Consider the following 26958-nt stretch of genomic DNA (forward strand, 5'->3'; position numbering starts at 1 on the left):
CCGCTGAGTCGCTTTGTCGTAGGGGAACGGGAAAATCGGGAAACGGGAATCAGCAGACCGAGTCGGTCGGTTTCGGATTATCCATCCCGAACAGCGCGCGGGCTTTCAACCCGGCCCAGGTACCCGCCAACGCGGCCACGGCCCACAGCCAACCCGACACGGATCCCGAGGCAATGCCACCTAAGTAGGCGCCGATATTGCACCCTTCGGCAAGACGGGCGCCGATCCCCATCAGGATGCCGCCAAGAACAGCGATGCCTGCTTGCCTCCAGTTGATATTGCGGGCAAACGCCCAGGTCCCGGCCGCCGTAGCAGCAAGGGCTGCCCCGATCATGATGCCAAAGTTTGTCAGTGAGTTCTTGTGGGAAAGCACTGAACCCTCCAGCATGGCGGCCCAGTTTTCTTGTTGCCAGAATTCCCACGTTTCGGGCTGGAAACCAATGAACTGTAGAACCTTGGCGCCCCACAGAGCGAAGGCATTGGTAATGCCCCAAATTCCGCCAGAGACCCACATCACGGCCCCGCCGAGCACCGCGAGCACCAGTGCTCCAACCCACATCGGCCATGAGCCTCGTAGTATTCGAGCAGCACCACGTGCTGTCGGAGGGTTTCCGGTTGGAGGTGGGTTGCGACGGCCCTGGACAACGCGCGTGATCGCCACAATAACAAGTAGCACCGCAATGGTGATCGCCCAGCCTCCCACATAGCCGACATGGTCTGAGAGCAATACCGGTTCCATACCGGGAAGGTCAGAGACCAACGGGTAGAAAAATGGGGCGGTATAGATGATGGAACCAGCGATAAAGCCAATCAGCGTGGGGATCACCATCGATTGTCCGGAGCCCACGGCAAAAAGTGTTCCCGAGGCGCAACCACCGCCCAATTGCATACCCATGCCGAAAATAAAGGCACCTAGGAGAAGCCCTACCCCGATCGTCCCGGCATAGGGCGTCGGTTCGTTGCCGAAGGCTCCCCACCCGGTGGTAAAGAGCAACATAAAGATTGTTGCAGTTGTCCCGAGTAAGAGAGCGTGATTTCGAAGTCCTTTACCATTGCCGACAGCTACCAGCTGTCGCCAGGCGGAGGTAAAACCGAACCGGGAGTGAAATAGCGCTACGCCGAGTCCGAGGCCAATGAGAAAGAGCACGCCGAAGTAGAGCCCCTGCTCTATGCCGGCGTTGAAGGAGTTGACATTGTAGATCAGGGCCAACAACCCGATGGCCAATAGAATGAAGATGCTGATCTTGTTACGTTGTACCGGACCAACCGGATCAGGCTTCGGAGGTTCTACTCGAGTCGGCGCCGGTTCGAAGACTGAGAATTCTGTTTTTGTCTTGCTAGTTGTCATTGCTCAACAGACCCTTCGGAACAGACGTCACCAGCAAACGCTGGGCAGAGACATTAGTTGGACCAGGCTAACGCCGATCACGTTGTTAACATCAGCTGTCTGTCATAAAGGGTCATCACCCGGTCACGAACATTAACACGGAACTTTCTCCCCAGAACCGCTGGCGCGCCCGTGTTTCGCGAAGTGTGCCCAGCAACGGCTCGGGCCCGTCGCAAGCTTGCGAGGGGCCCGAGCTGTTACTGGTGAGCTTGGTCTGTGCTCTGTGGGATCCAACTAGCTGCGCAGAGCGCGCTCAAGATCGATCAGCAGGTCCTCGATGTTTTCGATGCCCACGGACAGCCGCACCACATCAGCGGGCGGAGCTTGTTCGCTGCCCTTGGTGGAACCGTGTGTCATGGTGGCGGGATGAGAGATGAGCGACTCGACGCCACCGAGGCTGACCGATAACAGGAAGGTTTCGGTTGATTCGGCCACCTGACGCGCTTTGGCCTCTCCCCCGTTTAATCGGAAGCTCACAATGCCCCCGGAATCACTCATTTGTCGACGAGCGATGTCGTAGCTGGGGTGGGAAGACAATCCGGGGTAGAAAACCTGGTCGACCTCGGACCGATCCTGGAGCCATTCCGCGATGATTCGTGCATTTTCACAGTGTTGTTGCATCCGCACGCCCAGAGTTTTCAACCCACGAGAGGTGAGGAAACAGTCCTGGGGGCCTGCCACAGCACCGGCAGCGAATTGCTGGAAGCCGATGACCTCGGCCAGTGGTTTGTCTTCCCAACTCGTCTCGCCAACCACAATGGCGCCACCCAAAACGTCTGAATGGCCACCAATGTATTTGGTGGTTGAGTGAATTACCAGATCCGCACCGAGCGTGAGTGGTTGTTGCAGTGCCGGTGATGCGAAAGTGTTATCCACTACGAGCAGTCCGCCATATTGATGCGTTGCTTCTGCCCAGGCAGAGATATCAACCACGGTCAGCAACGGGTTGGAGGGCGTTTCCAACCAGACCACGTCAGGACGGTATGTTTCCACCGCCTGAGCGAGCTTGTCTTGCTCGCTGGGACTCACGAAGACGGTATTAACTCCCCACCGAGCGTAGAGCTGGGTGAGCAGTCGGTGTGTACCACCGTAGGTTTCGGCCGTGCTGACAACGGTTGCACCAGGTTTCAGCACCGCCCGCAACAGAGCATCTTCAGCAGCCATGCCCGAGGCAAAACTAAACGCTGCAGCACCGGCCTCGAGCTTGGCCAGCTGTTCTTCGAGACCGGTCCGTGTGGGATTACCGCCACGGGAATATTCAAAGCCAGCGCGTAGCGTTTCCACACCGGGTTGCACAAACGTCGAGGTTTGATAGATCGGTGGAATCACCGCTCCGGTCAGTGGATCCGGGTCTTGACCAGCATGGATGGCTCGGGTTCGGAACCCCGGGGTGGGATTTTCGTTCTTCTTGCTCGGAATGTTGTGGTGAAGATCAAGAGTTGTCATGACAGTGCCGCCTTTGCTGATTCTTCGGCCTCGGTGGTGCTTGCATCTGCCCAGACCTGTTCGGACGCGGGCTGATTTGCTTGAACAATTTGGTCCAGCCCTTGTTTGAGGTCTTGCCACAAATCGTCGACATCTTCGCGTCCAACTGCCAGTCGCACGGTGGTCTCGTTGATCTGTCCAGCGATGCGAAGCTCCTCCGAAAGGCGACAGTGTGTCGTGGTCAGCGGGTGGGTGATCAAGGAGCGAGAGTCGCCAAGATTGACCGCCAGGGTAAACAGCTGCAGTGAATTGAAAAACCGCTCAACACCGGCAGAATCAGTATTCAATTCGAAAGAGAATACCGCTCCCGTCCCCCGCGTGAAGTCTCGTTCCGCAATGTCCTTATTCGGGTGAGATTCCAGAGAGGGATGGCTCACCGAACGCACACCGGGGTGCTGTTCCAGTCGACGGGCGAGTTCCGTAGCGGTCTGGCTGTGGCGGGGCAAACGCAGGTCGAGCGTTTCAATACCCTCCAAAGCCTGCTGGGCGTTCAACGCTGATAGCACCGGTCCCACGTCGTTGAGCAACTGTGCTCGAAGCAGATGCAGCACAGAGCCTGCCTCCCCGTATTTCTCCACCAAGGACTGAGGACCAAAACGAGGGCGTGGTGTGGTCAGCTGTGGCCATAGCTCTGGACGTTGTGAGGGATGGAAATTGTCCGTGACAATGACCGCTCCTCCGAGAGAGGAACCGTTTCCGACCAAGTATTTGGTCACCGAGTGCACCACGAGGTCAGCACCCAGACGAGCAGGTTGGAGCAAATACGGTGTCGCCAGGGTATTGTCAACAATCAGTGCCACCCCGTGCCGGTGAGCAACTTCTGCCAGGGCCGGGATATCCGGCAGGTCTGCGTGAGGGTTGGCAATGGATTCGACCACAAAGACCCGCGTGCGTTCGGTGATCGCTTCCTCCCACTGCTGGGAATCGTGCGGATTGACCCAGGTGGTGGTGATCCCGGCTTCCGCCAGGCTGTCGTTGAGCAAGTCAGCGGTGCCACCATAGATACGGTTTGAAGCCACCACATGGCCGGCCGGAGCCTCCGGATGGGGCTGACCGTCAGGGCTTTGCGAGGACCGTCCTGCCAGGGCCAGCACACTCAGCGTGATGGCGGCCTGGCCCGACGCGGTGGCGACCGCCCCGACTCCGTCTTCCAGGCTGGCAAGTCGCCGTTCCAGCAATCCAACCGTGGGATTTCCAGTTCTGGAATAGGTCAGTCCAGGTTGACGTTGGGCGAAGACTTCACGGGCTTGGGCGAAAGAATCGAATCCGAAGGCAACTGAAACATAGACTGGTTCGCGTACAGGACGAATGGATTCATCCGGGATACGGCCCGCGTGAATTTGTTGGGTACTAAACCCGGATTGACATGGACCCTCAGAGTCTTCGGCAGAAAAGTGACTGGTAGTAGACATAACGTCCCCCTTGATACTAGGGCGTGTCTGCCAGTGCTGGGCACGCCGTGCTTGCCTCCAGCGGTGTGCTGAAGACCGGATCATCATCTGAGGCACCCCGTCACAGCGGAAAGGGTTGCCGACCGGCCAGTCAGAGCTTGTTGAACCGGTTCTCGTGATCCTTTGTCAAAGTATTCTACTTGTTTTCGAGGAGTGGATGGTCTAACGAATTTGGTCTCAACCTCCGCTACCGGCACCCACTCTGAAAGACACTTTAAAAATCGCCCTGATAGTGGTCAAAGCACCGGGTGGAGGACCCGTCATATTCTGTCGTCAAACCTTCATTACCGTGAATATCTCACATTATGACGACGCTGGCCGCGCCGGGTTCTTTCCCCACGCGACCAGCGTCGCGGTGTGTCTTCCGTGCCGTCGTTATTCGACGATCAGGTGACGCTTAATGCGCCCGGCGGTTGCGCACCGGGACGAAAATGGTTCCTCACACAATCGAACTCACAGCCAGGCCGGCAATGGCCAAGATGTTTCCGGCATCGGTAGTCGCCACGTCTGACGACGAACCAGAGCCAGTTGCACCAGACTGCTCATCCAAGCGGCGCTTGTCCGGTGCAGCACCCTCCGTTGCGGTTCCGGATCCACCGCTTTCGTCCTCGTCCACGGCGTTCTCAGGCGCACGGTACGTGCTGGTACCCGTGGTCTCATCAAGCAAGATCTCCCAGCCGTCTGGGACGGCAAATGACTCGTCGATTGCACACCGAGTCCCCTCTGGCAGTTGCGGCTCGACGGTTTGTGGGGCCGCAACCGTTCCACCCGGTGCAGTGGTGACCGCCTCATATCCCGGACCATACTGCTCGCTTGCAGACGTGACGGTAATCGCCACCGGCACGGTATAGACGAAGCCGTTGGGGTGGGTGCGACCGCAATGGAACCATCCTGTTGCAGTGCGGCCCACTGTGGCCACTCTCCGTCGACAGCGACGGTGGTGCCGTCGGGCAACGGGTTGCCATCGTTTCCGCGTGGCACCGCAACGGTCGCTTCCTCGTTCATCGCTACGGTGATGGGCTCGTAGACAGGGACTTGAGCCACGATAACCTTAACCTGAAGTTCATCAGGGTGACCATCACCAAAGGTGCGATGAATCGGAACGGCATAGGTGCCCGGCTCGACCGTGCTGTCTGCCGTTGCGGTCACATCTACCATTCTCCGGATTAACCGTCACGGTAACTCCTTCGGGGCATCCGGCGTGTACTTCACGGCGCTATTCGGGGCCGGTTTATCACCGATAGCGTTGGTCTTTGCATCGTCTCCGCCGGCTTTGACCGTCACCGGCTCCCCGTTATGCATCGGTGCTTCGCACTGATAGCGAACTTCTCCGAGGGATCCTGGGAGTAGTCGGGGGCCCACCACCCGTTCCCATCCGCAGGCGGGAATTCTGCCTCAACGTCTCCGACGAGGTCGCATCACGTTCATCAACCCAGTCATCTAAGATCGCGGTCAGAGTCTCGCCCGCGCGTGGCGCGCGGGTCATCATGTAGCCGGTATCGAGGTAGGGATTCTGGAAACGTTCCCGAACCGTGGCTGGGCTCGTGGTGTCCGTGTGTGACGTGCTGGGAACGCCAGGGGCTGAGATCCTGTGAATTCTTCGACGGGGATTCCCCGGCCAGGGTGATGCACCACGAGTCCGGATTGTGTCGCACCATCGGGTCGTGTCTGGCGCCAGTGCAACTCCTGGCTCGGTGTGGGCGCACTCGAGAATTGGTGAGCCACGTCGGCGGTGCCCACCCCATTGTGGTGTGCATCCTGCACGGGGGTGTTAGCCAGGGGCGGGATCGGGATTGCGGTCACCACGGGCACACCGGCACCCAGAAGCCCACAGGTCAACACGCTGGTACCGAGAATGATCGATGGACGCGTTTTCCGGTGCGCTGAGCAAACCCGGTGGCGCCTTTCCTGCAGGGTAGCAGGCATGTTGGTCTCGTTTCTGCGGTCACACTGATCTCAACCGCTGGAAAGATCGTCACGTGTCCGGACACCAGGTGTGATGGCAAGCAACGTCTCCACTCCAGCAATCAGGCTCTTACCATCGAGTAGAAATCTTCCGAAAAGCCCCTAGTCCAGTGAGCGTTCGGCGTGCTGCGCGGCACGCCAGCGGAAGAATACTGCTAGCAATCCGCCAGAAATATTGTGCCAAACACTGAATACGGCGGCCGGTAGCGCCGCGGTGGGGTTGAAGTGGGACGCGGCGAGCGTTGCGGCCAGTCCAGAGTTCTGCATCCCGACCTCGACCGAGGTCGTGCGGGCCACACGCGAGGGGTAGCCAAATAACCGCGCGGCGCCATAGCCCAGCAGGTAACCAATCCCGTTGTGCACGATGACCGCCAGTAGCACCAACCAGCCAGCGGTGACGATGGCATCAGCAGAACCGGACACCACAGCAATCACCACGTAGGCAATGCCGAGCACACTCACCCACGGTAAAAGTGGCAGAATCTTGTCGATCCACTGACGCAACAGCCACCGCACGAGCAGACCGGCCACAATCGGGATCAGCACCATCTGCACGATAGACCACGCCATGCTCCCGGCATCCACGGGCAAGAGTGCTCCGGCCAGCCACTGGGTCAACAGCGGGGTAATAATCGGAGCCAGCAGGGTCGAAACCGAGGTGATCGTCACCGACAGCGCCACATCCCCCTTGGCCAAATAGGTAATCACGTTCGAGGAGGTCCCGCCGGGGGCACAACCGACCAGAATCACCCCGACCGCCAACTCCGCAGGGAGCTGGAAAATCCACACCAGTCCCACCGCAAGCACCGGCATGATCACGTATTGAGCCATAATGCCCAACAGCACCGGCAGGGGACGTTTAACCACCAGCGCAAAGTCCGGCAGGGTTAACGTCAGTCCCATGGCGAACATGATGATCCCCAAGGCAATATTGGTGAACTCTCCCAGCCCGGCGGTCTGGTCGGGGAAGAAGAACCCCACGAGAAAAGCCACAATAATAATGGCTGGGAAAACCGTCACGGCCAGCCGGGCTGACCGGTCTTCTTTGACCTGTGCGGTGTGGGTGAGTTCTTGAGTGCTGGGGTCTTGTTCAGCCACAGTACCTGCCTTCGAGTCACGAGGTGTCTCCGGTCCGACACCACGCAGCGGGCGGTGCAGATCGGTCTATCTGTCGGTTCAGTAGAATCCCTGGTCTGGTGTCGTGTCAAAACCGATGACCACCGGTGACCACATAGTGAGCACCGGTAGTGCGAGCTCAGGTTCAGATGGGGTGAGTTGTAGGCTGGAGTCACGGTGGTCAATCGTGTGGAGGAGATGAACACAGATGACGCTCAACAGCAGAAAAGCCCTGATCATCGGCGCTCTCATCGGGCTCGTGGCGTCCTCGGTCGTCGAGGGCATCCGGTGGCTGACCGGCCAACGGATCATCGAGGATCTGCTGGGTACGCTGGTGACCATCGCACTGTTTACCCTGGCCGGAGCGGTCCTGGGTTTGTGGCTGTATCAGGTCCGTCGCCGTTCCGCCGAAACTGACTCCTCAGGCACGGGCTCGTCGAGCTCCTCGAGCTCGCACCGTTCTCAGCGGTGATCTAACCGTCAGCAGAGCCACGGTGTGCCAGTCGGCGCACCAGCTTCTCGCCCTCAACAATCAACAGCACCGTCGATCCGATCGCCGTGCACATCAGCCATTCGGTGACCGACAAGGCGGTCAGACCAATCAGATCCGCGATCGGCTCCCAACTGGATGCCAACCACTGCAACCCCAGAGCAGCCAGCGCTGAAATGAGCAGGAGCGGGTTCGAGAAGGGGTTGAGCCGGAACACCGATTGACGTTCTGCCCGGGCGGAGAACACCTGGAAGAAGTTAAACATCACCAGGGTGATCAATGCCAGGGTACGACAGTGGTCGAGCTCGAGACCAGCTTCGTGGGCCATCCGGTAAACCAGCAAGGTGCCCACACCCATCCAGGTACCGGTGATCACCGTGCGCAACCACATGGTGCGGTTCAGTACGCCCTCAGAACGTGGTCGGGGAGACTGGTCCAGTTCGTCTCCTTCACCTTTTTCGAAGGCCAGGGCAATGTCCTGAATACCGTTGGTCACCACGTTCATGAACAGCAACATCACCGGCAAGAAGATCAGTGGTAACTCGGTGAAGGTGTTGACGGCGACCGCGATCAACGCGGCAAGACCGTTGGAGAGCAGGAAGAAGGTGGCTTTACGAATCGAGGAGAACGTAACGCGCCCCTGGCGCACCGCCTCGACGATGGTCACGAAGTTGTCGTCGGTGAGTACGACATCGGAGGCTTCCCGGGCCACGTCGGTGCCGGACTCGCCCATCGCCACACCGATCGAGGCGGCTTTCAGCGCCGGCGCGTCATTGACGCCGTCACCGGTAATGGCCACGATTTTGTCCTGTTCTTGCAGAACTTTGACGACGCGCAGTTTGTCCTGCGGTGACATGCGGGCAGCGACGGTGATCTGTGGCAGTCGCTGGACCAGTTCAGGATCAGACAGTTCCGCCAGCTCGGTGCCGGTGATGACCGACTCCGCTTCGGAGTGGCGGGAGCTGGTGGTCTGTGTCGGAGCCAAACCCAACCGGTCGGCGATCGCCGCGGCGGTGGTGGGGTGATCACCGGTAATCATCATCACGTGCACGCCAGCCTCACGGCACTGGGCAATAGCGTCTTCCACGCCCTCACGCGGTGGGTCCATCATCGCTTGCAGACCGCTGAGTTTCATTCCGGTGGGTGTCGGAGCCTGAGAGTTTTCGAACTCTTCCACCAGCTCGTCGAGTTCGTCGTCGGCAATCTGGCGGTGAGCGGTGGCAATCACGCGCAGCCCGCGGTGAGCCATCTCCGAGACGGCTTTCCGGGCTTTATGGGCGGTCTCCTCGTCCACGGTGCAGAAATCCAAAATCGTTTCAGGAGCACCCTTGGCATGCAAGACCGCGGTACCATCCGGATCAGTGCGGATGGTTTGCGAGTAGGCCAGCTCGGGCTCATAGGGCATAGAGGCCATCGGCGTTTGACCCCGCTCCTGGCTCGTGACCTGTTCCGATTCGAGCCCAGACACCGCCATGGCCACATCCACCGCGTCACCGATCAGATCAAGCAGAGAACCTTCGCTGTCGGTTCCTTCACTATCGGCATCCGCACCGTCGCGGTCGCCCTCGGCTGCCGGAACGGCGTCGTTAGTCAGCGCCCCGGTGCGCAAGCACTGCGTCTGCGCTGCGGTGTAATCTTCCAGCTCTTCACGGTTCTCCCCGCTGATGGTCACGGTTCCCGCATCTGGAGTCCACAGTTGTTCGACGGTCATACGGTTGACCGTCAGCGTCCCGGTTTTATCGGATCCGATCACGGTGGTGGATCCCAAGGTTTCGACACTGTGGAGTTGGCGAACGACCGCACGGTGTTTGGCCATACGAGACACACCGACGCCCATGGCTACTGAGAGCACAATGGGTAGCGCTTCGGGCATCGCGGAGACCACCAAGGCGACAGTGATCAGGAAGGTATCGCCGATCGTGGTGCCCATGATCAGGCTAGAAATGAAGGTCAGGATCGCCACGCCCAGAATCACGTAGGCGATGTTGCGTTCCAGCTGGTCGGTGAGAATCTGCAACGGTGTTTTGGCCGATTCTGTGCTGACCAGTTCGGCAATGTGTCCCAGCTCGGTATCGGTACCGGTGGCGACCACCACACCGCGGGCCCGGCCTGAAATGACCAGGGTGCCCGAGTAGCCCATATTGATGCGGTCGCCCAGGGAGATATCGGCCTCAAGGACCTCGTCGTGTTTGCTCACCGCCATCGCTTCTCCCGTGAGCATGGATTCATCAACTTGGAGGCCGTTAGACTCCAGAATTCTCACATCGGCGGCAATCTGGTCCCCCGATTCCAGATACAGCACATCACCGGGAACGACATCACTGGCCGGAATCTGCGACTGTTCGCCTGCTCGAATCACCGTCGCGGTCGGGGCCGATAGTTCTTGCAGGGCTTTGACATCACGTTCTGCTTTGCGGGCCTGCCAGAAACCGATACTGGCGTTGAGCAACAACACCAAAACGATCACCAGGACATCGAACCATTCCTGCAGTACAGCGGTCACCACCGCGGCGACGGCCAAAAAGAGCACCATCGGTGAGCGGAACTGTTTGGCCAAGGTGACATACCACGCGTCGCTGTCGGAGGTGGGCAACCCGTTGGGGCCACATTCCTCTAAGCGTCGTTGGTGCTCCTGGGAGCTGAGTCCCTCAGCAGTGGTTTCCACCGCCTGAAAGGTCTGGTCAACACTGAGCTCATGCCATTGCTGGCCGTTAGGAGCTGAGAATAATGACGATGTCTTCTGGACGGTCGTGGTGGCCAACGCAGTCTCCTCATCCTGGCCTGTACTGCTCAGTCTCTCCGTGTCTTATTCTAGGCAATCAACCTGCTCAGAGGGATTGCGACGTTGCTAACGCCTCCGAACACAACGCCAGCTATTTCACGCCGGCGTCTTTGAGAATTTTGCGTACGCGGAACGCGAGCACCAAGGAAATAATCCCCGAGATGATGGCGAACAGGCCGAGTACCCACACCAGACTGATGATGGTGGCCCCAGGCTGGACGAGCAAAAGTACGCCGAGCACCAGACCAGCAATCATCACCAGCACGCCCAACAGGGTGCTCCAGCCACCGGTGTACCGAGAGGCGATGACGAAGATTCCGCGCAACAACACGGCGGCGACGATAATCCAGGACGCCACCAACAACAGCACGCTTCCGGAAATCAGCGGGAAAACGATGAACAGCAACCCCAGCAGCAACGAGATGATGCCGGTGGCCACGATCCAGCCCCAGCCAGGCTCATCGGCCTTACGCTCACGATGGGCATCAACGAATTCCGCCACACTGTAGACCACCAGTCCAACCCCGATAAAGACCGCTGCCAGTGTGCCGAGCGCGGGGGCGAGAATTGCTGGCGCCAGCACCATCAGCACACCGATGATCAACGCAAAAATCCCGCGGAAGAGTAAAGTCCCGAAACTCAGTTTCCGCAGGAAGCTGCGCACCTGGTCCTGTGCGACGAATTCGGGAGGGGTCTCGGAGGGTTGAGAGGCGTCGTGAGGGGTGGGCATAACCGGCTCCTTAAAGTGGTTGTGATCAGCGGTAATTATGAGCAATTGCTGAAATCCGTCCTGGGGTGTGTTTAGTTCTATCCTCGCCGTCACCCTCCAGTTTTTGCTAGTCGATGTCTTCGTGTTTCACTGTTACTGAAGTTGTGCCACAGTAGGGGTATGACTGATGCACAAACCACTCGACTCGTCCAGGGCGATGTTGCCCCCGATTTCACCTTGCCAGATGCCCGCGGACAGCAGGTCAGCCTCAGCGATTATTCCGGTGACAAGGTAATCGTCTATTTCTATCCTCGGGCGATGACTCCTGGGTGCACCACCGAGGCGTGCGATTTCCGAGATAACCTCAACCGCTTCGCACAGGATGGCTACCAGGTGGTGGGTATCTCGCCGGACCCGGTCGACAAGCTCGAAAAATTCACGGAGAAGGAAGATTTGAATTTCCCGGTGCTCTCCGATGCCGATCACGCCGTCGCCGAAACCTACGGAGCCTGGGGCGAGAAAAAGAATTACGGAAAAGTCACCGAAGGCTTGATTCGCTCGACCATTGTTGTTGGACCCGATGGCACCGTCGAACTGGCTCAATACAATGTTCGCGCCAAAGGGCACGTGTCGAAATTGCGTCGCGACCTCGGATTGGACTAACCAAACGAGACCCACCAGACGGTCCAGACTAGCCAGGGACCGACAAATGCGGTAAACGGAAGTCGTTTCAGCTACACTGGTCTACGGTCTTCGCCGACCGTTGCGGGCGTGGCGGAATTGGTAGACGCGCTGGATTTAGGTTCCAGTGTCTTTGACGTGGGGGTTCAAGTCCCCCCGCCCGCACTGTTGAGATTGAGTGAGCAGTTATCTACCGAGTCATCGCGTGATGGGGGCTAGCTATGGAACTCTCACGCCGCTCGTTGCTGAGTGCGGTTGTTGCCGGTGGGCTCGGTCTGGTCGGCGCCCGGCACCTTTCCCCGGCCGTGGCTTCCACCCCGAAACCACCCCGTTTGGCCCAGCCATCCTCCGGCACGCTCCGGTTAGGCATTCCCAGTCGGCCGATGTCCACCGATCCTTCGGTGGTCAGTGACCACGATTCGTTGCGGCTCACCCGACAGGTCTACGACACACTGGTGGCTATCACCCCGGACACCGGTGAACCCACCGCCCGACTGGCACTGGAATGGGACCGTTCTGCCGACCATTTGCGTTACGATTTCACGTTGCGTGACGACGTAGAGTTCCACGACGGAACACCGCTGACTGCCGAGATCGTGGCCCAAAATTTTCAGCGCTGGGCCACCCTTCCCGAGCGGTTAGACGAGGCGGGAATATCTACGCGCCCCCGACTGGCGTTCGCCATAGTCTTTGGCGGCTATACCGGTGAGACCGAGTGTCTGTATGACTCCAGTGCGGCCGTCGATGATACCCATTTCCGACTTCAGCTTCACCAACCGATCTCAGGTTTGGTCTCGGCGCTGACGGACCCGTCTTTTGCCATCACCTGCCCTGAGGACTGGCCGGCGTTCGATCAGGAACTATCCCGCCTGAATGCTGACCCCGAGGCGACCGAGATCATCTGGCCGATGGTTCCCCTATCGGGCACCGGTAGCTTTACCTGGCCCGAGAACATCGACTCGGAAGCAACCAGCGTGACGTTGACCCGCACCGAGACGGCCGTTTCCAATCCAGATATTCCCACCGAAGAACAGGTCACCGAAGTCCACGCGGTGGTGGTCACCAGTGTGCACCAGCGACTCTACGGCCTCGAGTCCGACCAGCTCGATGCATTCGATGGGGTGGCCCCAGCGGTCTTACGCCCGTTGGTGCAAAACGGTTTCCAAGTCATTCAGCGCGACCCGATGTCCACCGTGTATGTGGGCTTCAACCAGCAGCACCCGGTGGTGTCCTCGTTGCAAGTGCGCCAGGCGGTCGCCCACGCGATTGACAGCCAAGACCTGGTCAACGAAACCATGCTGTCCGGGTCGATGGTGGCCGATCATTTCCTCCCGCCAGCGATCATGCAGGCCCCGGAAGACATCCAGTCCTATCCTTTCGACGTAGCCAAAGCCCAGGAGCTGCTGGACTCATCGGCCTATCAAGGCCAGGAACTGGAGTTCTGGTATCCGATCGAGGTCGGTCGTCCATATCTACCCAATCCCGAGGCGGTCTACGCCAAAATCTCGGAGGATCTGGCAACCATTGGCCTGGTGCTCAAACCGGTGCCCGTCCCCTGGGAGGACTACTACCTGCAACAGGTCCTGTCCTCCAATTCCAACCGGGCCTTCCACCTACTCGGTGCCCACGCGGTCACCCGCGACCCGTTACGCATGCTGGCTCGACTGTTCGGACCCCCGAACCCCGAATTCGGGTGGGAAAACCCGGTGGTAGCCCAGACACTGCGCACCGCCCGCAGCGAATTGGATTCTTCCGCCCGTGACCGACAGCTCGCCCGTATTTCTCGCGCCGCCGCTCTGGATCTGCCGGCTTTTCCGCTGGCCTTTCCGATTTCCTCGCTGGCTTCGGGGTCTCGGGTGCAGTACTACCCGATTTCGCCGGTGCTCGATGAACATTTTGACCACCTGCGGCTCAGCCAGTAACCCATCTCTGTGACGCGGTGAGACTGAGCTGATCCGGCTGATCGGTAGTAGAGTGAACCTGTTAGATGATCCGCGGCCACGCGCCGGTCAGATAGTCGATCCGAAAATCAGGAGATAGACGTGCCGCACGAAAGCGACTCCCCCGTTTATGATGTTGTTCTGATCGGGGGCGGGATTATGTCCGCCACGCTCGGGACTTTCCTCAAGGTTCTCGAGCCGAACTGGTCAGTTGCCCTGTACGAAAACCTCAATCAGGCCGGTCAGGAGTCTTCTGACCCCTGGAACAACGCCGGTACCGGTCATGCCGCACTGTGCGAACTGAACTACTCGCCACAGCAAGCTGACGGATCCGTAGACATCACCAAGGCCGTCAACATCAACGAGCAGTACCACGTCTCCGAACAGTTCTGGTCCTACCTGGTGCGTAACGGCACCCTGACCGACCCGCAGAGCTTTATTCACCGTCTGCCACACATGAGCTTCGTGTGGGGTGATGATCATGCGAACTATCTGAAGACCCGCTACGAGGCGATGAAGGCTCACCCACTGTTTTCCAACATCGAATACAGCGAGGATCCCGAGACCATCGGCTCCTGGGCTCCGTTGCTCACCGAGGGACGCATTGGTTCCCAACGACTGGCTGCCTCCCGCGTGGAGACCGGTACCGATGTGGACTTCGGGGCGCTCTCTCGCCAGCTGGTTTCTCAGCTCGACGATTACGTTGATATCCGCTTCGGCCACCAGGTCAAGTCTCTAACACGTGGCTCGGATGGTCGCTGGGAGGTATCGGTCAAGGACAAGATCGGCGACCGGGAATTCACTGCCCGGTCACGCTTCGTCTTCATTGGTGCCGGCGGTGGCGCCCTGCCGTTGCTACAGTCCTCCGGTATCCCTGAGGCCAAAGGCTTCGGCGGTTTCCCGATTTCCGGGAAGTTCCTGCGGTGCCATAACCAGCAGGTCATCTCCCAGCACAACGCCAAAGTCTACGGTCAGGCCCAGGTCGGTGCTCCTCCGATGTCGGTCCCGCACCTCGATACCCGTTTTGTCGACGGGCGCCGTTCGCTGATGTTTGGCCCCTACGCTGGGTTCTCCACCAACTTCCTGAAGACCGGCTCCTTATTGGATCTTCCGCTGTCGGTGCGTGGACACAATATTCTGCCGATGCTCAACGTGGCCAAGGACAACCTGGATCTGGTCAAGTATTTGGTCTCGGAGTTGACCACCTCCACGTCCAAGAAATTCGCATCCCTGGAGGACTTCTATCCGGCCGGTGACCAGCAGGACTGGGAGATGATCACCGCCGGTCAGCGTGTCCAGGTGATGAAAAAGGACGCCAAGAAAGGCGGCGTGCTGCAGTTCGGTACCGAACTGGTCACCTCCGAGGATGGCACCATTTCGGCCCTGCTGGGTGCTTCCCCGGGTGCTTCCACCGCGGCACCGATCATGCTCAACCTGCTGAATACGTGCTTCCCGGCCCGGGCTGAGCAATGGCGTCCGACCTTGGAAGAAATCATCCCGTCCTTCGGCCAGAAGCTGGCCGATAATCCGGACCTGTACGAAGAAATTGTCGCCGAGAATGCTAAGACACTGAAACTGGCCTAAGCCAGGCCCCCAGTCATGGGGTTTACACCCCGGTGGTGTTTTGAACCAACTCGAGGTTGGAAACGCCCTGGGGTGTTTTTGTGACCCGGATACGGGTCGGAATTTGGTGTTTCATCGATTCCACGTGAGATACCAACCCGATGGTGCGGCCATCGTCGCCCAATCCGTTGAGGACCTCCATGACTTGCTCTAAGGTTTCGGAGTCCAGAGATCCAAACCCTTCATCAATGAACAACGTGTCCATCGTGATCCCGCCGGCCTCGGCTTGAACCGTGTCGGCCAACCCCAGCGCGAGAGCCAAGGAGGCCATGAAGCTTTCGCCACCGGACAGTGTCGCTGGGGCGCGGTAGGTGTCATTGAGGTGGTCGCGGACCTGAAGATCGAGCCCGGATTTCCCGCGGGATCGGCCAGCATCATCGTGTTCCAGGCTGTAGCGGCCCTGTGTCATCCGCTCCAAGCGTTCTGAAGCTGCCGCAGCGACTTTCTCCAAGCGCCCGGTCAGCACATAACTACCCAGTGACATCTTGTAGGAGTTCTCCCCCTGACCCCGCACCACCTTGAGCAGATCGTCAAGTTGCTGGTACTTCTCTGCGACCTCGGCGGTTTGACTGGAGCGTTGGTGTAGCTCGGTGGTTTCAGCGGTGACCTGTTGGTGGGCGTGTTCGACGGACCCGCGACGCGAATCGGCGGCCTGCCGGTTGCGAATGGTCTCCTCCAGTTGCTGCCGGTGGGTGCTCAACACTTGTTGACTCGGTAGCGGGTGTTCCTCCGGGTCGTTGTGGTGCTGGGCGAGTAAGTCCAGGCCATGGACGACGTGCTCATGCTCTGCCAACTCGGCTAATCGTGCCGACTCAGCGTCCCAGTCGGTCACTTGTTGTTCGGCTTCGGTCACCGAGCGATCCTGCATCACCGCTGCCGTGATGGCCTCCACGGAGCTGACATCGATGGTCAGTCGGTGAGTCTTCACGTGTTCTTGAGCTTGTTTCAGCGCAAGGTCTCGGCTGGTGATGGCCTGATCTCGTCGTGCCACCGCGACACCAAGTTGGTCGAGGCGCTGGCTGATGGCGGCGACGAGTCGATGCGCTTGGTCGGTGTGGTCCTGTAGCTCACTCACCGAGGCATAGGAACCCAGCGTCTTGTGCAGTTGCTCCTGGAGGTTCTCCTGTCGTTCTCGCTGCGCTTCGAGGGTTGTAGCGGTTGCGGTTCGTTGTGCTTCCAGATCGGGAAGCATGGTGGTGATCTTCTCGATGGCCTGTTCGGCACGCCGGTGGTCCTGAACCAGCTGACGATAGCGTTGTACGTCCTTTCGGAGCTGCACCACGTGTTCCTTCGCCTCATCTCTGGTTTGGCTGGCTTCCTCGGGGGTCACACCTGAACTCGCTGCCAGCAACCTTTCGTGCTCGTCGCGAGCCGCCTGAAGCACCTTGTCCTGTTGCACGCGGGCTGTGTGGAGCTCGTCAGCACGCTGACGGGCTTGTTCCACGCGGTGTTGCGAAATCTCTTCGAGCCCCTGCCCCTGGGCGGGGGCCGGGTGCTCGATGGAACCGCAGACCGCACAGGGCTGTCCCTGAACCAGATCTTCGGCCAACAGCTCGGCTGCAGCATCCAGGCGTGCCTGCACCAGCCGCTGATAGGTATCCACCGCCCGCTGTGCTTGATCTACCGCATCGTGATGCTTATGTTGCTCTTCGCTAAGTGTTTTCTTCGCGGTCTGCCTCGCTCGAGCGGCTGTTAGTGCTGTTTCGGTCTGCTGGAGGCGTTGTTCTGCGGCTTCCAATCGTTCCTCAGTGCCGTGTAATTCCTCCAGGTTTCCGGCCAGTTCCCTCAGGTGACCCGCCATCTCTTCACGCTTGTTTTTGCGAACCTGAAGGGTCTCGTCGAGCTCCTCGAGCTCGCGCTCACCTGTGGCAATGCTGTCTGCCAGTTCCCTGATCTCACGTGCTTGCTGGTGTCGGTCCGAGAGCCGGTCTACCGCCCGATCGGCTTGTCGCTGCACGTCATTCCATCCCTGCCTCAATGCCTGCAGGCCGGCATCCGACTCGCCGAGGTCATCCAGATGGTCTGCAAACTGTGCCACACCGAGCTCTGCCGCGCGCGCCCAGGTCTGGATCAGCGGATGATCTTGCCCAGCGGTGAAGGTCTCAGCGAGCGCCTTCGCTTGATCCTGAACCACCTGAGCGGTTCTGCAGACCGCTTGGACGGCACGCCACACCGGTTCGGCCACGCGATGAGCAGCCAGTTGCTGTGTGACAAGACTGATCTGTTCCCGCTGGTGCTCGTGTTGGTTGCGTCGCTGGTGATACGAGGTGGCTTGGTCCAAGCAGGTGAGATCACGGGTGATCGTCTCGACTCGCTGTCGAAGGGTGTTTTCTGTTGTAGAGAGTTCTTGTTGCCGGTGGTGGGCTGAGGCCACTAAACCCGCCATCGTCTCGGTCGCCCGTGTCGCCAGCGTCTCATCGTCCAATTCTTCAGCGCTTTCCGGAGCCTGGTTCTCAGCCCACCAAGCCTCCTGCGTCAAAGCCGAGATGGTAGTGATCACATCGTGACGCAACGATGTGATCCGATCGGTTTCAGACCCGAGGTGGTGTTCGAGTGCGTCGCGTTCGTCTTTGAGAGCGTCTTCAACTTGCTCGAACCGGGCAGTGTCGAACAGTTTGCGTAAGAGCGCCTGGCGTTCGCTCGAACTGGCGTGCAAAAACGCCGCAAATTCTCCCTGTGGGAGCAGGATCACGCGCATGAACTGTTCGGCGGTGAGCCCCAGCACCGCATTCATCAGCTGACCGGCTTCATCGGCTCGGGTGGTCACCTCACGCCAGGCGCCGTGCAACAGTTCTGACACACTGACAGTGGAGTTTTCTTTCACCACACCGTTCTTGGCCCGTTTCGAAGGGCGCTGATAACTCGGCGAGCGCGTGATAAGAAACCGCCGCTCAGCCACCGAGACGTCTAAGACCACTTCCGGCCGGGTCGAGGATCCGGCCAGGGTCGAGTGCAGTGAGTCGGTTTTCCGTTCGCCGGGTACGGTACCGTACAGCGCGAAGGTTAAGGTGGCTAGGATGGTGGATTTTCCCGACCCGGTGGGGCCATCCAGCAAAAACAATCCGGCCTGGTTGAGCCGGTCGAATTCGATCACCTCGCGCTGGGCAAAGGGACCGATGGCTTGAATTTCGAGGCGGTGGATTCTCATCGGAGATTAGCGTCCCTTCCCTCACGGCCTACCTGTTCCAAGGCTTGGCTGATCCAGTGTTTTTCTGCCTGGGAGGCTGGGCGACCCCGGACATGGTCGATAAAGTCGGTCACCACGTCCAGGTCGGTGGTGGCCGATGCCAACCGTTTGGCGTAGGTCAATTGCCGGGTCGGCGGGTTCCCGGAGGGGGCAAGTATGAAGTTCAACAGCTCCGGGAACCGTTGTTTCAGTCGCTGATAGGCCCGTGGCGGTCGTTGCTCATCGGTAACGGTGATTTGGCACCAGGCGTCTTCGGCCCAGGTGTGCTCGGGGTTGTCCAGCAGGTCGTCAATTTCACCGGTGAGCCGGGCCAGCTTCTTCCCGGCGCTGAGGTCAACGGGTTGAATATCGGTGACGCGGTTCTGCCCGGTGGTGATCACCCACGCTCCTTTGGTGTGATCCGCCTCGGAAAAGGAGTAGGCCACCGGGGAACCGCTATAGCGCACCGCGGGGGAGATCGTCTGTCGCCCGTGGAGGTGCCCGAGCGCAGCGTAGTCGAAGCCGTCGAAGATACTGGCCGGAACCTGGCCGAGGGTGCCCACAGTGGTTTCGTCATGATGGGCACCGATGTCGCGCTCAGAATCAGATCCGGTACCACCGGCGGCAAACAGGTGCGCCATCACCACGTGGGCGGCCTGATCGCGCCCGAGGTGCTGTTGGCTTTCTTGGGCCTGGCGGATGTCGTTGACGGCGGCCTGGATGACGGCGGTGTGCTGGGCTTCGACGCCCCAGTGCCCGGCGGAGGTCCCGGGGTCCAGATAGGGAATCCCCCAAATCGCCACGGTGCCACCGTCGGGATCCTCGAGCACCACCGGGTGGGTGATATCAGCAATTTGGGTGCGAAAGTGAACCCCGGAGGCCCGCATGAGCTCGCGGCCAAAGCCTAACCGAATGGAGGAATCGTGGTTGCCGGAGGTCAACACCAGTTCCGCTCCGGTCTCCCGTAGCGTGGCGAGGCCGGCATCCAGCGTGCGGACCGCATCGGCGGCCGGCAGGGCACGGTCATAGATATCACCTGAGACGACCACCGCCGCAATTCCGTGCTGAACCACAATCTCGGCCAGTTGCTCCAGAGCACGCTGTTGGACCGGTAACATGCCGGTGCCGTGAAAACTCCGACCAATGTGCCAATCCGAGGTATGAAGAATCCGCATGAGCCCAGCCTATGGTGCATGTCTGGACAAGATAAACTTTCCGATGTGTGTGCTTTATCCTCCACTGACCCCGGCCCCGATCCAAATATGCCTGATCATGGTGCCGTAACCGCGGCGGACAGGATCCGCGCGACGTTGCATTCCGGAGCTGTCGGGGATGCATTGGGGTACCGATGTAGCTGGGAACAGGGCACCAAGAGCTCATCGTCTCCGCTGGCGATCTCCGATGACACACAGATGAGCCTGTACGTCATGGACGGGCTATTGGAGGTCATGGAGTGGGCCGCTGAGGGATCGGCCGCCGACCCGCCCGCCACTGTCTGGCTGGCCATGTTGCGCTGGTACCGCAGCCAGCGCGGAGATTTTCCCGAAGACACTCCCCGACCACTGTTGCGCTGGATTGATGCAGACGATCAGCCATTGGGCCACGAACGGCACCCAGACCCGGTGTGTTTATCCGGACTGGAACATACCGAGATGCGGTTGATCAACCGGGTGGCGAATCCGGACGCGGTCACCGGCACCGCGGTGTCCCGGGCCACCGGGTATGCGATGTTGCCAGATATCGATCACCGTCTGCGGGTCTCCTTGGTTCGCCAAAGCGTAGTACTCACCCACGGGTCCACGACAGCCTGGGTATCGGCTGCGGTCTTCGCCCTGATACTGACCGAGCTACTGGCGGGATCCGATCTTGACCGTGCGGTGCACCAAGCACTGGAGTACCTGCGACAGGAGAACTCCGCGGAGGAACAACTGAGTGCGGTGTTAGCGCAGATCAGTCGCTACACCGAACAGCCCACGTTGAGCCCAGGTCGCGATGCTGACCATCCCCAGCGTGTTCCCGCCGATCGTGTGCTCGCCTGCGCACTCGGGATGGTGGCAACCAATCCGTCGGGTTCGCTCGGCGTACTGGCTGATCAGCTCTTCGACTGTCTCGGACAGACGCCACACGAGGATCTGTCCACCCTGGGGAGCATCGCCGGGCAACTACTCGGCGCCCGAGACGGGACCCTACCCCACCACCGCCGCGGCGATCTGGAGCCGGCGCTCGTGGCCGGTCAGGTTGCAGTCCTCGACGAGATGGCGACCCGCTGGTTGAAATTCACCGAGCCACTCCTGGGAGCGACAGGTTAGTGTCAAGCCCCTCGGGCCGGTCATCGCTCGAGGCGGGCACGACCGCTAGCTGGTGTGGGCCGGCCAGACGTAGTCCAGCATCTGGAGAAATTCGGGCTCGGTGACAATAGTGATCGACTGACCGGTCTCATTGCGGTGCAGCGCCTCACGCATTTTCTTATGGGTACGAGCCGGGTGCCGGGAAGGCGCCTGCAGATCATGGGAGCGGAACCCGTCGCCGACCACCAGCATGGTGGTCGACCCGTTGACGCGGCTAGCAGTGTGGGCCCCGTAGGTGGCCGCTCGGTTCTTGGCCTCCTGACGCGAGATCCCCAGATTGCCGGTGAAGACCACGTGTTGGTCGAAAAGCGGGTGATCTGGATCGGCGGCTGTATTGGGTTCGGGATTATTGCCCTCATCGGGCCAGTGCAACAGGTCCGGCATCTCATCAGCAGCGGTGATGACCCGGGAATCAAAGACCGACCCCATCCGCTGGGCGTGTCGGGTGGCCCGAGACAGCGGCTCGCCGGGCTGTTTAGCCGTCAGCTGGCGCAGTCCGACCCCGGCGCGTTCCATCAGGTCCGCGACGCTGTCGGCCTGTAGTCGGCGGGCACAATCGATCACGATCGCGGCACAGGCTTCGGCATCATCCAGGGCGTGGTGGTGGCCGGTGAGGTCGAAACCGGCTTCGGCCGAGGCCGAGGGTAAGGCGTGGGAGGCCAGCTGGTAAACCTTCCGCGACAGCATCAGCGTGCATCCGTAGGTGATGGCCGGCACCGGTCTCAAGGAGACTTCCATGCCGGACTCGATGACTCCCAGATCAAATCCGGCGTTGTGGGCGAACACCGTATCGGTGCCAATGAACTCCATCAGCCCCTCCATGGCATCACCGAACCGCGGGGCATGGGCCACATCCTGGGCGGTGAGCTGGTGAATGCGGGTGTTGCGCGGATCGAACCGGTCATAGCCTTCCGGTGGACGCAATAGCTGGTAGTTGCGGGCCACCACCTTCCCGTGGCGAACCCGCACCATCCCGATGGAGCAGGCTGAGCCCCGAAAACCGTTGGCCGTTTCGAAGTCGATGGCGGTGAAGTCGATCATGATTGGCTCAGCACCCGCAGGATATGGGGTAGCAAGGCCTCGAAAGCCCGGCCCCGGTGAGAAATCGCGTTTTTCTCCTCAGGGGAGAGTTCCGCGGCGGTGCACTGATAACCGTCCGGGATAAAAATTGGGTCGTAACCAAATCCACCGCGCCCCGTAGCAACGGTGGCCAGCTGGCCCTGCATGACGCCGTGTGCAACGTGGGTCTGTCCGGCCGGGGTGGCCAGTGAGGCCACGCACCGAAAGTGCGCGCCACGGTGCTCGGCCGGAATATCGCAGAGCTGAGCCAGCAAGAGATTCAGGTTGGCGGTGTCATCCCCGTGGGTTCCGGACCAACGGGCCGAAAAAATGCCCGGAGCACCGTTGAGCACGTCCACGCATAACCCGGAGTCATCAGCGATAGCAACCAGTCCGGTGGCCTGGGCGATCTCACGAGCCTTTTTCAGCGAGTTCTCGGCAAAGGTGACCCCATCTTCCACCACGTCTGGGGCGCCGGCGGTGGCAGCATCAATAATCTGGGTTTCGACATCGAGATCCAGCTCTGGGTGCGTGCTCAGCCCAGTGGCGATCAGCTGACGCAGTTCAGTGAGCTTCCCGAGATTATGAGAGGCCAACACGAGCACCGGATCACGGTTCGATCGCGCAGCTGTGGATGCGGAGGTGGCGCTCACTGGACTCCGGCCTCCTGCAGTGCCTGGCGCTGGATTTCTGCCAGCTCGGTGGTTCCGGCTACCGCCAGGTCCAGTAGCGTGTTCAGCTCGTCCCGGTTGAACGGCTGGTTTTCGGCGGTCCCTTGGATTTCCACAAAGTCACCGGATCCGGTGACCACCACGTTCATGTCGGTATCGGCCCGGGAGTCTTCCGGGTAGGGCAAATCCAACATGGCGACCCCGTCGACCACCCCAACCGAGATGGCGGAGATGGAATCTGTCAGCGGATGGTGTGCTGCGGGGATCAGTCCCTGGGATTTGCCCCAGGACACCGCTTGGGCCAGGGCCACATAGGCGCCGGTAATCGAGGCGGTGCGGGTGCCACCATCGGCCTGCAACACATCACAGTCCAGTACGATGGTGTTCTCGCCCAGCACATTCCGGTCGATGATGGCCCGCAGGCTCCGACCAATGAGTCGCGAGATTTCGTGGGTTCGGCCCCCAATCTTGCCTTTGACCGATTCGCGGGTGGAGCGCTGACTGGTGGCGCGCGGTAACATCGCGTACTCGGCGGTGACCCAGCCGGTGCCCTGGCCTTTCAGCCACGTCGGGACACCTTCGGTCAGCGAGGCGTTACACAACACGACGGTTTCACCGCACCGAATCAGCGCCGAGCCTTCGGCTTGGGTGGACCATCCGGTCTCAATGGTGATCGGGCGCAGTTGATCAACGCGACGACCATCGGCTCGCTGCTGAGTGCTCACAGCAACATCACGTCCTTTTCTTGCCTTATTTGGCCTTATTCGGGCCCCGCGCAGGGGGCTGTCTGTGTTCACGTCGGTCTCAGACGGTGTAGGTCACTCCCGAGACCGCCACCGCTAAGGGCCCGGCAAAGCTACGACGGGCTTCTTCGGCGACAGTCAGCGGATCGTTCCACACCGGCAGGTGGGTGAGCAATAGCCGGGACACGTCAGCGCGATGGGCCATCTCGCCCGCGCGCTGACCGGTCAGGTGCACCCCCTCAATCCCGTCATCACGACCTTCTTGAAAGGCTGCCTCGCACAGGAAAATATCGGCGTGATCGGCTGCTTCCACCAGCTCATCACAGGTGTCGGTATCGCCGGAATAGGTCAGCGCCGACCGCACGGTGTCGCCGCCAATGTGTTCTTCGGCCTCAATGCGAATGGCGTAGGCCTCATCAATTGGGTGACGCACCGGATAGGGGGTGATCGTCATCGGTCCCAGCTTCACCGGGACCCGACTCTGCCAGTGCTGAAAATCAAATTCTTCGTGCATCCCCGGGTCCAGGTCGAGCCCGTAGGCGATAGCCATCCGATCAGCAGTGGCAGCCGGCCCCCAGACGGGAACCCGTCCGGCCCGCCAGCCGGAGGGATCCCACCGGATCGCCACATGCATGCCACATAAGTCCATGCAGTGGTCCGGATGCAGATGCGAGAGACAAATCGCGTCCACCTCGTCCAACGAGATGTAGCGTTGCAAGGCACCTAAGGCGCCGTTGCCCAGATCCAGCAGGATGCGATATTTCTTCGGGTTGCCCTGTTCGTCGACACCTTGGGCCGAGACCAGGTAGCACGATGCTGGAGACCCGGGTCCCGGAAACGAACCGGACGACCCGATAATGGTCAACTTCATGAATAGTGCTCCTGCGCGGTCGTGGTGCTCGCCGAGGCAACCTGCTGGCGATTGTCTTCCTGACTACCATAACCCCGGACCCCGGTCGACACAGAGTCGGTGCCATCACGACCGAGAGATCTACCCCACGTTCACTACCGGGTCTGGCCAGTTCCGAACCCGAACAGTCGCGCGCCTGCTAGGCCCGTTCAGGCCCGCAGGTGCTCCGCCACCGCCTGGTCGATCACCCGCAACGTTCCGGTGGGATACTCTTCGGCCACGGTTCTGATTTCCTGCACCGAGGAGACCTCAGGACCTAAGAATCTCCTGGCCAGACGCTGAAACTGCTCCGGGTTGCCGGTGGCCATAAATCGGTATTTCTCTCGCTGACTACCGGGAACCCCGTCGGGACGAAGGGGTGGCGCTGAGTCAGTGGCACCGGCTGGATTTTCCAGCTGATATTCCACCAGCGCACGGTAGACGCTTTGGGCCGTGGCCTCCGAGGACGTAACCAAACTCACATCAGCTCCCATCACGTAGGAGATCACACCGGTGAGCAACGGGTAGTGGGTGCACCCCAGCACCAGCGTGTCAACACCTGCGGTCTTCAGCGGCGCTAAGTATTGCTCAGCCACCGAAATGAGCCGTTCCCCGGTGGTGATCCCGGCCTCCACAAAGTGAACAAATTCCGGGGCGGCCACGGAGGTGATCTCCAATTGCGGAGCAGCGGCGAACATATCGTGATAGGCCCCGGAACTGATCGTGGCCTCAGTACCGATGACCCCAACGCGCCCGTTACGGGTGGTAGCCACCGCCCGGCGCACGGCCGGTTGAATCACTTCCACCACCGGGATGCCGTACCCGGCGGTGTATCGCTCGCGGGCATCACGTAGCACCGCCGCGGAGGCCGAATTGCAGGCGATCACCAGCAGTTTCACCCCGGCATCTACCAGCTCATCCATGATCGCCAGGGCCAACTGACGCACCTGGGCAATCGGGCGTGGACCATAGGGTGAGTGAGCGGTATCGCCGACGTAGACAATGTTCTCATCGGGCAACTGATCGATGACGGAGCGGGCCACGGTCAGCCCGCCGACCCCGGAGTCGAAGATTCCAATCGGAGCCTGGGGTTGGGGTTCAGGGTGGGTACTCATCCGCGTTCTCCGTGCATTAGGGCCACCATCAGCGTGTCAAGCAGCCACGAACTAAAGTTGTACAGCAAAGCCATGTAGGACTCCACCGATTCGGCCCGATCCAATGAATTCACCCCAGCAATCTTACGAGCATCGTCTTCGGTGGTGATTTCTAAGCGCGTCGCTAGCACTAAGCGGACCTGGTTCAACGCACGAGCAAAGGCCTGCGCGGTGGGCGTATCCAGCACGAGGTGCCGGGGCTGTAGCGCGGCCCAGGCGAGCTGTAAGTCCTGAATCTTGTCGGCCCGAATGGCGTCCTCGGCCAAATCGCGGAACTCTTGAGAACCCGATTGCGCATCGTCGCCACTGCGCCCCGGCGGGAGCAGGGCCGCCACGGCCGGGTCGGATCGATCCGGAAGCGGCTCCAGCCCGGAGGATTGCCCGACCAGATCCCAAAACGTGGCGTCAATGTCCTGGCTTGACTCGCCGGTAGATGCAGTGTCGGCGGGGCCCTGCTGCGTGGATTCGTCGGGTTGCTCGGATTGTTCGGGTTGCTCGGAGTCTTCCGGCCGGTTCAGCACCGAGTCCCGGGTTTCCGCGCCCTCGGGCAGGGCTCCACCCAAGAGTTGAATAACATCGGCAAACAGCGAGCGCAATAAGCGGCGTTCTTCAGCTTCTAGGTGCGCGGTATATCCGCGAATCCCCGATTTAAAGGCACGTGCCATACGTGGCAGACATCTCCTGTGGTCTCGTGATGTGGCCCAGCTGTGTGGCCTACTGATGTGGCTCGTAGGTCGCCCACAGCCCAAAACCGTGCATGGCCTGAACGTGCCGTTCTGCTTCTTCTTTTGTCCCGTTGGCTACCACGGCTTTGCCTTCTTGGTGGACCTGGAGCATCAGTGAGTGTGCTTGAGCCTGGGAGTACCCGAAATAGGTCCGAAACACGTAGGCGACATAGCTCATCAAATTCACCGGGTCATTCCAGACAATCACTTTCCAGGGGCTGGCAGGTTGCTGAGAGCTCTCGGTGAGTATATCGCTGCGGGTGTCCTCATCGGGTACCGCCGTGGCATGCACCACTGGAGAAGAGAACGACAACTGTAGTCTGGCCATGAGTTTAGTCTAAAACACAACGAGAGTTGGTTCAGATCGTGCCACCGTGGAGGCTTGTCTGAGCTACCCCGATGCCGTGCGTGCAGTGGCGCGCTGCAGCGACGCTGCTGTTCTCACCGCTGGGGTCCGTAGTGCCTCATGTCAAACTGAGCGCGAAGGGTAAGTCGTGCCTCACAGATCGTGAGCGCGAGAGGTCGCGTGGCTGCAGTGTCGTGCCTCAGCTAGTTTGAGCGCGAAAACTTGGGT

21 protein-coding genes, 1 tRNA gene and 1 riboswitch are annotated in these 26958 nt (G+C 60.2%); of the genes, 6 read left to right on the top strand and 16 right to left on the bottom strand.

Annotation, left to right across the window (positions count from 1 at the left end; genetic code table 11):
* Positions 1 to 49: 49 nt before the first annotated feature.
* The 5 genes from DCC24_RS09800 to DCC24_RS09825 form a co-directional block, all read right to left on the bottom strand.
* A complete protein-coding gene (locus tag DCC24_RS09800) occupies positions 50 to 1348 on the bottom strand; it encodes a YeeE/YedE family protein (protein ID WP_110099742.1) in 1299 nt (432 codons plus the stop codon).
* A gap of 273 nt (positions 1349 to 1621) precedes the next feature.
* Positions 1622 to 2833: a cystathionine gamma-synthase gene (locus DCC24_RS09805; RefSeq protein WP_110099743.1), complete on the bottom strand. Its 1212-nt coding sequence runs from the start codon at positions 2831 to 2833 to the stop codon at positions 1622 to 1624.
* Positions 2830 to 4284, bottom strand: a complete 1455-nt coding sequence (locus tag DCC24_RS09810) for an O-acetylhomoserine aminocarboxypropyltransferase/cysteine synthase family protein (RefSeq protein ID WP_110099744.1) — start codon at positions 4282 to 4284, stop codon at positions 2830 to 2832. Before DCC24_RS09810 ends, DCC24_RS09805 begins: the two co-directional genes overlap by 4 nt.
* Positions 4285 to 4326: 42 nt before the next feature.
* Positions 4327 to 4444: riboswitch (SAM riboswitch) on the bottom strand.
* A gap of 318 nt (positions 4445 to 4762) precedes the next feature.
* Positions 4763 to 5233, bottom strand: a complete 471-nt coding sequence (locus DCC24_RS09815; RefSeq protein WP_110099745.1) for a Rib/alpha-like domain-containing protein — start codon at positions 5231 to 5233, stop codon at positions 4763 to 4765.
* Between the two features lie 1157 nt (positions 5234 to 6390).
* Positions 6391 to 7386: a bile acid:sodium symporter family protein gene (locus DCC24_RS09825; RefSeq protein WP_110099747.1), complete on the bottom strand. Its 996-nt coding sequence runs from the start codon at positions 7384 to 7386 to the stop codon at positions 6391 to 6393.
* Between the two features lie 226 nt (positions 7387 to 7612).
* On the opposite strand from DCC24_RS09825, the gene DCC24_RS09830 reads away from it, so the two are divergent.
* On the top strand, positions 7613 to 7876 hold the full coding sequence (locus DCC24_RS09830; protein ID WP_110099748.1) for a hypothetical protein: 264 nt from the start codon (positions 7613 to 7615) through the stop codon (positions 7874 to 7876).
* A gap of 1 nt (position 7877) precedes the next feature.
* Here the strand turns inward: DCC24_RS09830 and DCC24_RS09835 are convergent, their stop codons facing one another.
* Positions 7878 to 10655 (bottom strand): HAD-IC family P-type ATPase, encoded by a 2778-nt coding sequence (locus DCC24_RS09835; protein WP_110099749.1) that lies wholly within the window; start codon positions 10653 to 10655, stop codon positions 7878 to 7880.
* A gap of 112 nt (positions 10656 to 10767) precedes the next feature.
* Positions 10768 to 11406, bottom strand: a complete 639-nt coding sequence (locus DCC24_RS09840) for an HdeD family acid-resistance protein (protein WP_110099750.1) — start codon at positions 11404 to 11406, stop codon at positions 10768 to 10770.
* Between the two features lie 159 nt (positions 11407 to 11565).
* On the opposite strand from DCC24_RS09840, the gene bcp reads away from it, so the two are divergent.
* The 4 genes from bcp to DCC24_RS09860 all read left to right on the top strand — a co-directional run bounded on the left by bcp (position 11566) and on the right by DCC24_RS09860 (position 15590).
* Positions 11566 to 12048 carry a thioredoxin-dependent thiol peroxidase gene (bcp, locus tag DCC24_RS09845; RefSeq protein ID WP_110099751.1) on the top strand — a complete coding sequence of 161 codons (483 nt, stop codon included), beginning with the start codon at positions 11566 to 11568 and terminating at the stop codon, positions 12046 to 12048.
* A gap of 102 nt (positions 12049 to 12150) precedes the next feature.
* Positions 12151 to 12231 (top strand) — tRNA-Leu (locus DCC24_RS09850).
* 56 nt (positions 12232 to 12287) lie between these two features.
* Positions 12288 to 13988 (top strand): ABC transporter substrate-binding protein, encoded by a 1701-nt coding sequence (locus tag DCC24_RS09855; RefSeq protein WP_110099752.1) that lies wholly within the window; start codon positions 12288 to 12290, stop codon positions 13986 to 13988.
* Between the two features lie 120 nt (positions 13989 to 14108).
* A complete protein-coding gene (locus DCC24_RS09860; RefSeq protein ID WP_110099753.1) occupies positions 14109 to 15590 on the top strand; it encodes a malate:quinone oxidoreductase in 1482 nt (493 codons plus the stop codon).
* Positions 15591 to 15612: 22 nt separating this feature from the next.
* On the opposite strand, the gene DCC24_RS09865 is transcribed toward DCC24_RS09860, so the two are convergent.
* Both DCC24_RS09865 and DCC24_RS09870 read right to left on the bottom strand, forming a co-directional pair.
* Entirely contained in the window at positions 15613 to 18777 is a 3165-nt protein-coding gene (locus DCC24_RS09865) for an AAA family ATPase (protein WP_110099754.1), read from the bottom strand.
* Positions 18774 to 19970, bottom strand: coding sequence for an exonuclease SbcCD subunit D (locus DCC24_RS09870; RefSeq protein ID WP_110099755.1), 1197 nt, complete (start codon positions 19968 to 19970; stop codon positions 18774 to 18776). Before DCC24_RS09870 ends, DCC24_RS09865 begins: the two co-directional genes overlap by 4 nt.
* A gap of 18 nt (positions 19971 to 19988) precedes the next feature.
* Between DCC24_RS09870 and DCC24_RS09875 the strand changes: the two genes are divergently transcribed.
* Positions 19989 to 21104, top strand: a complete 1116-nt coding sequence (locus DCC24_RS09875; RefSeq protein WP_158524654.1) for an ADP-ribosylglycohydrolase family protein — start codon at positions 19989 to 19991, stop codon at positions 21102 to 21104.
* A gap of 45 nt (positions 21105 to 21149) precedes the next feature.
* Here the strand turns inward: DCC24_RS09875 and DCC24_RS09880 are convergent, their stop codons facing one another.
* The 7 genes from DCC24_RS09880 to clpS all read right to left on the bottom strand — a co-directional run bounded on the left by DCC24_RS09880 (position 21150) and on the right by clpS (position 26712).
* Positions 21150 to 22184 carry an exonuclease domain-containing protein gene (locus DCC24_RS09880; protein WP_110099757.1) on the bottom strand — a complete coding sequence of 345 codons (1035 nt, stop codon included), beginning with the start codon at positions 22182 to 22184 and terminating at the stop codon, positions 21150 to 21152.
* Positions 22181 to 22855: an RdgB/HAM1 family non-canonical purine NTP pyrophosphatase gene (rdgB, locus tag DCC24_RS09885; protein WP_110099758.1), complete on the bottom strand. Its 675-nt coding sequence runs from the start codon at positions 22853 to 22855 to the stop codon at positions 22181 to 22183. Before rdgB ends, DCC24_RS09880 begins: the two co-directional genes overlap by 4 nt.
* The gene (gene rph / locus DCC24_RS09890; protein WP_110099759.1) at positions 22852 to 23598 is read right to left on the bottom strand and encodes a ribonuclease PH; all 747 of its coding nucleotides are present in this window, start codon (positions 23596 to 23598) and stop codon (positions 22852 to 22854) included. Before rph ends, rdgB begins: the two co-directional genes overlap by 4 nt.
* Positions 23599 to 23677: 79 nt before the next feature.
* Positions 23678 to 24487: an MBL fold metallo-hydrolase gene (locus tag DCC24_RS09895; RefSeq protein WP_110099760.1), complete on the bottom strand. Its 810-nt coding sequence runs from the start codon at positions 24485 to 24487 to the stop codon at positions 23678 to 23680.
* Between the two features lie 188 nt (positions 24488 to 24675).
* Positions 24676 to 25620: a glutamate racemase gene (gene murI, locus DCC24_RS09900; RefSeq protein WP_110099761.1), complete on the bottom strand. Its 945-nt coding sequence runs from the start codon at positions 25618 to 25620 to the stop codon at positions 24676 to 24678.
* A complete protein-coding gene (locus DCC24_RS09905) occupies positions 25617 to 26324 on the bottom strand; it encodes a DUF2017 family protein (RefSeq protein ID WP_110099762.1) in 708 nt (235 codons plus the stop codon). The genes murI and DCC24_RS09905 overlap by 4 nt, the downstream gene beginning before the upstream one ends.
* A gap of 49 nt (positions 26325 to 26373) precedes the next feature.
* Positions 26374 to 26712 carry an ATP-dependent Clp protease adapter ClpS gene (gene clpS / locus DCC24_RS09910; protein ID WP_110099763.1) on the bottom strand — a complete coding sequence of 113 codons (339 nt, stop codon included), beginning with the start codon at positions 26710 to 26712 and terminating at the stop codon, positions 26374 to 26376.
* Positions 26713 to 26958: the final 246 nt, after the last annotated feature.

This window comes from Auritidibacter sp. NML100628, assembly GCF_003185985.1.
Classification (GTDB): domain Bacteria; phylum Actinomycetota; class Actinomycetes; order Actinomycetales; family Micrococcaceae; genus Auritidibacter; species Auritidibacter ignavus.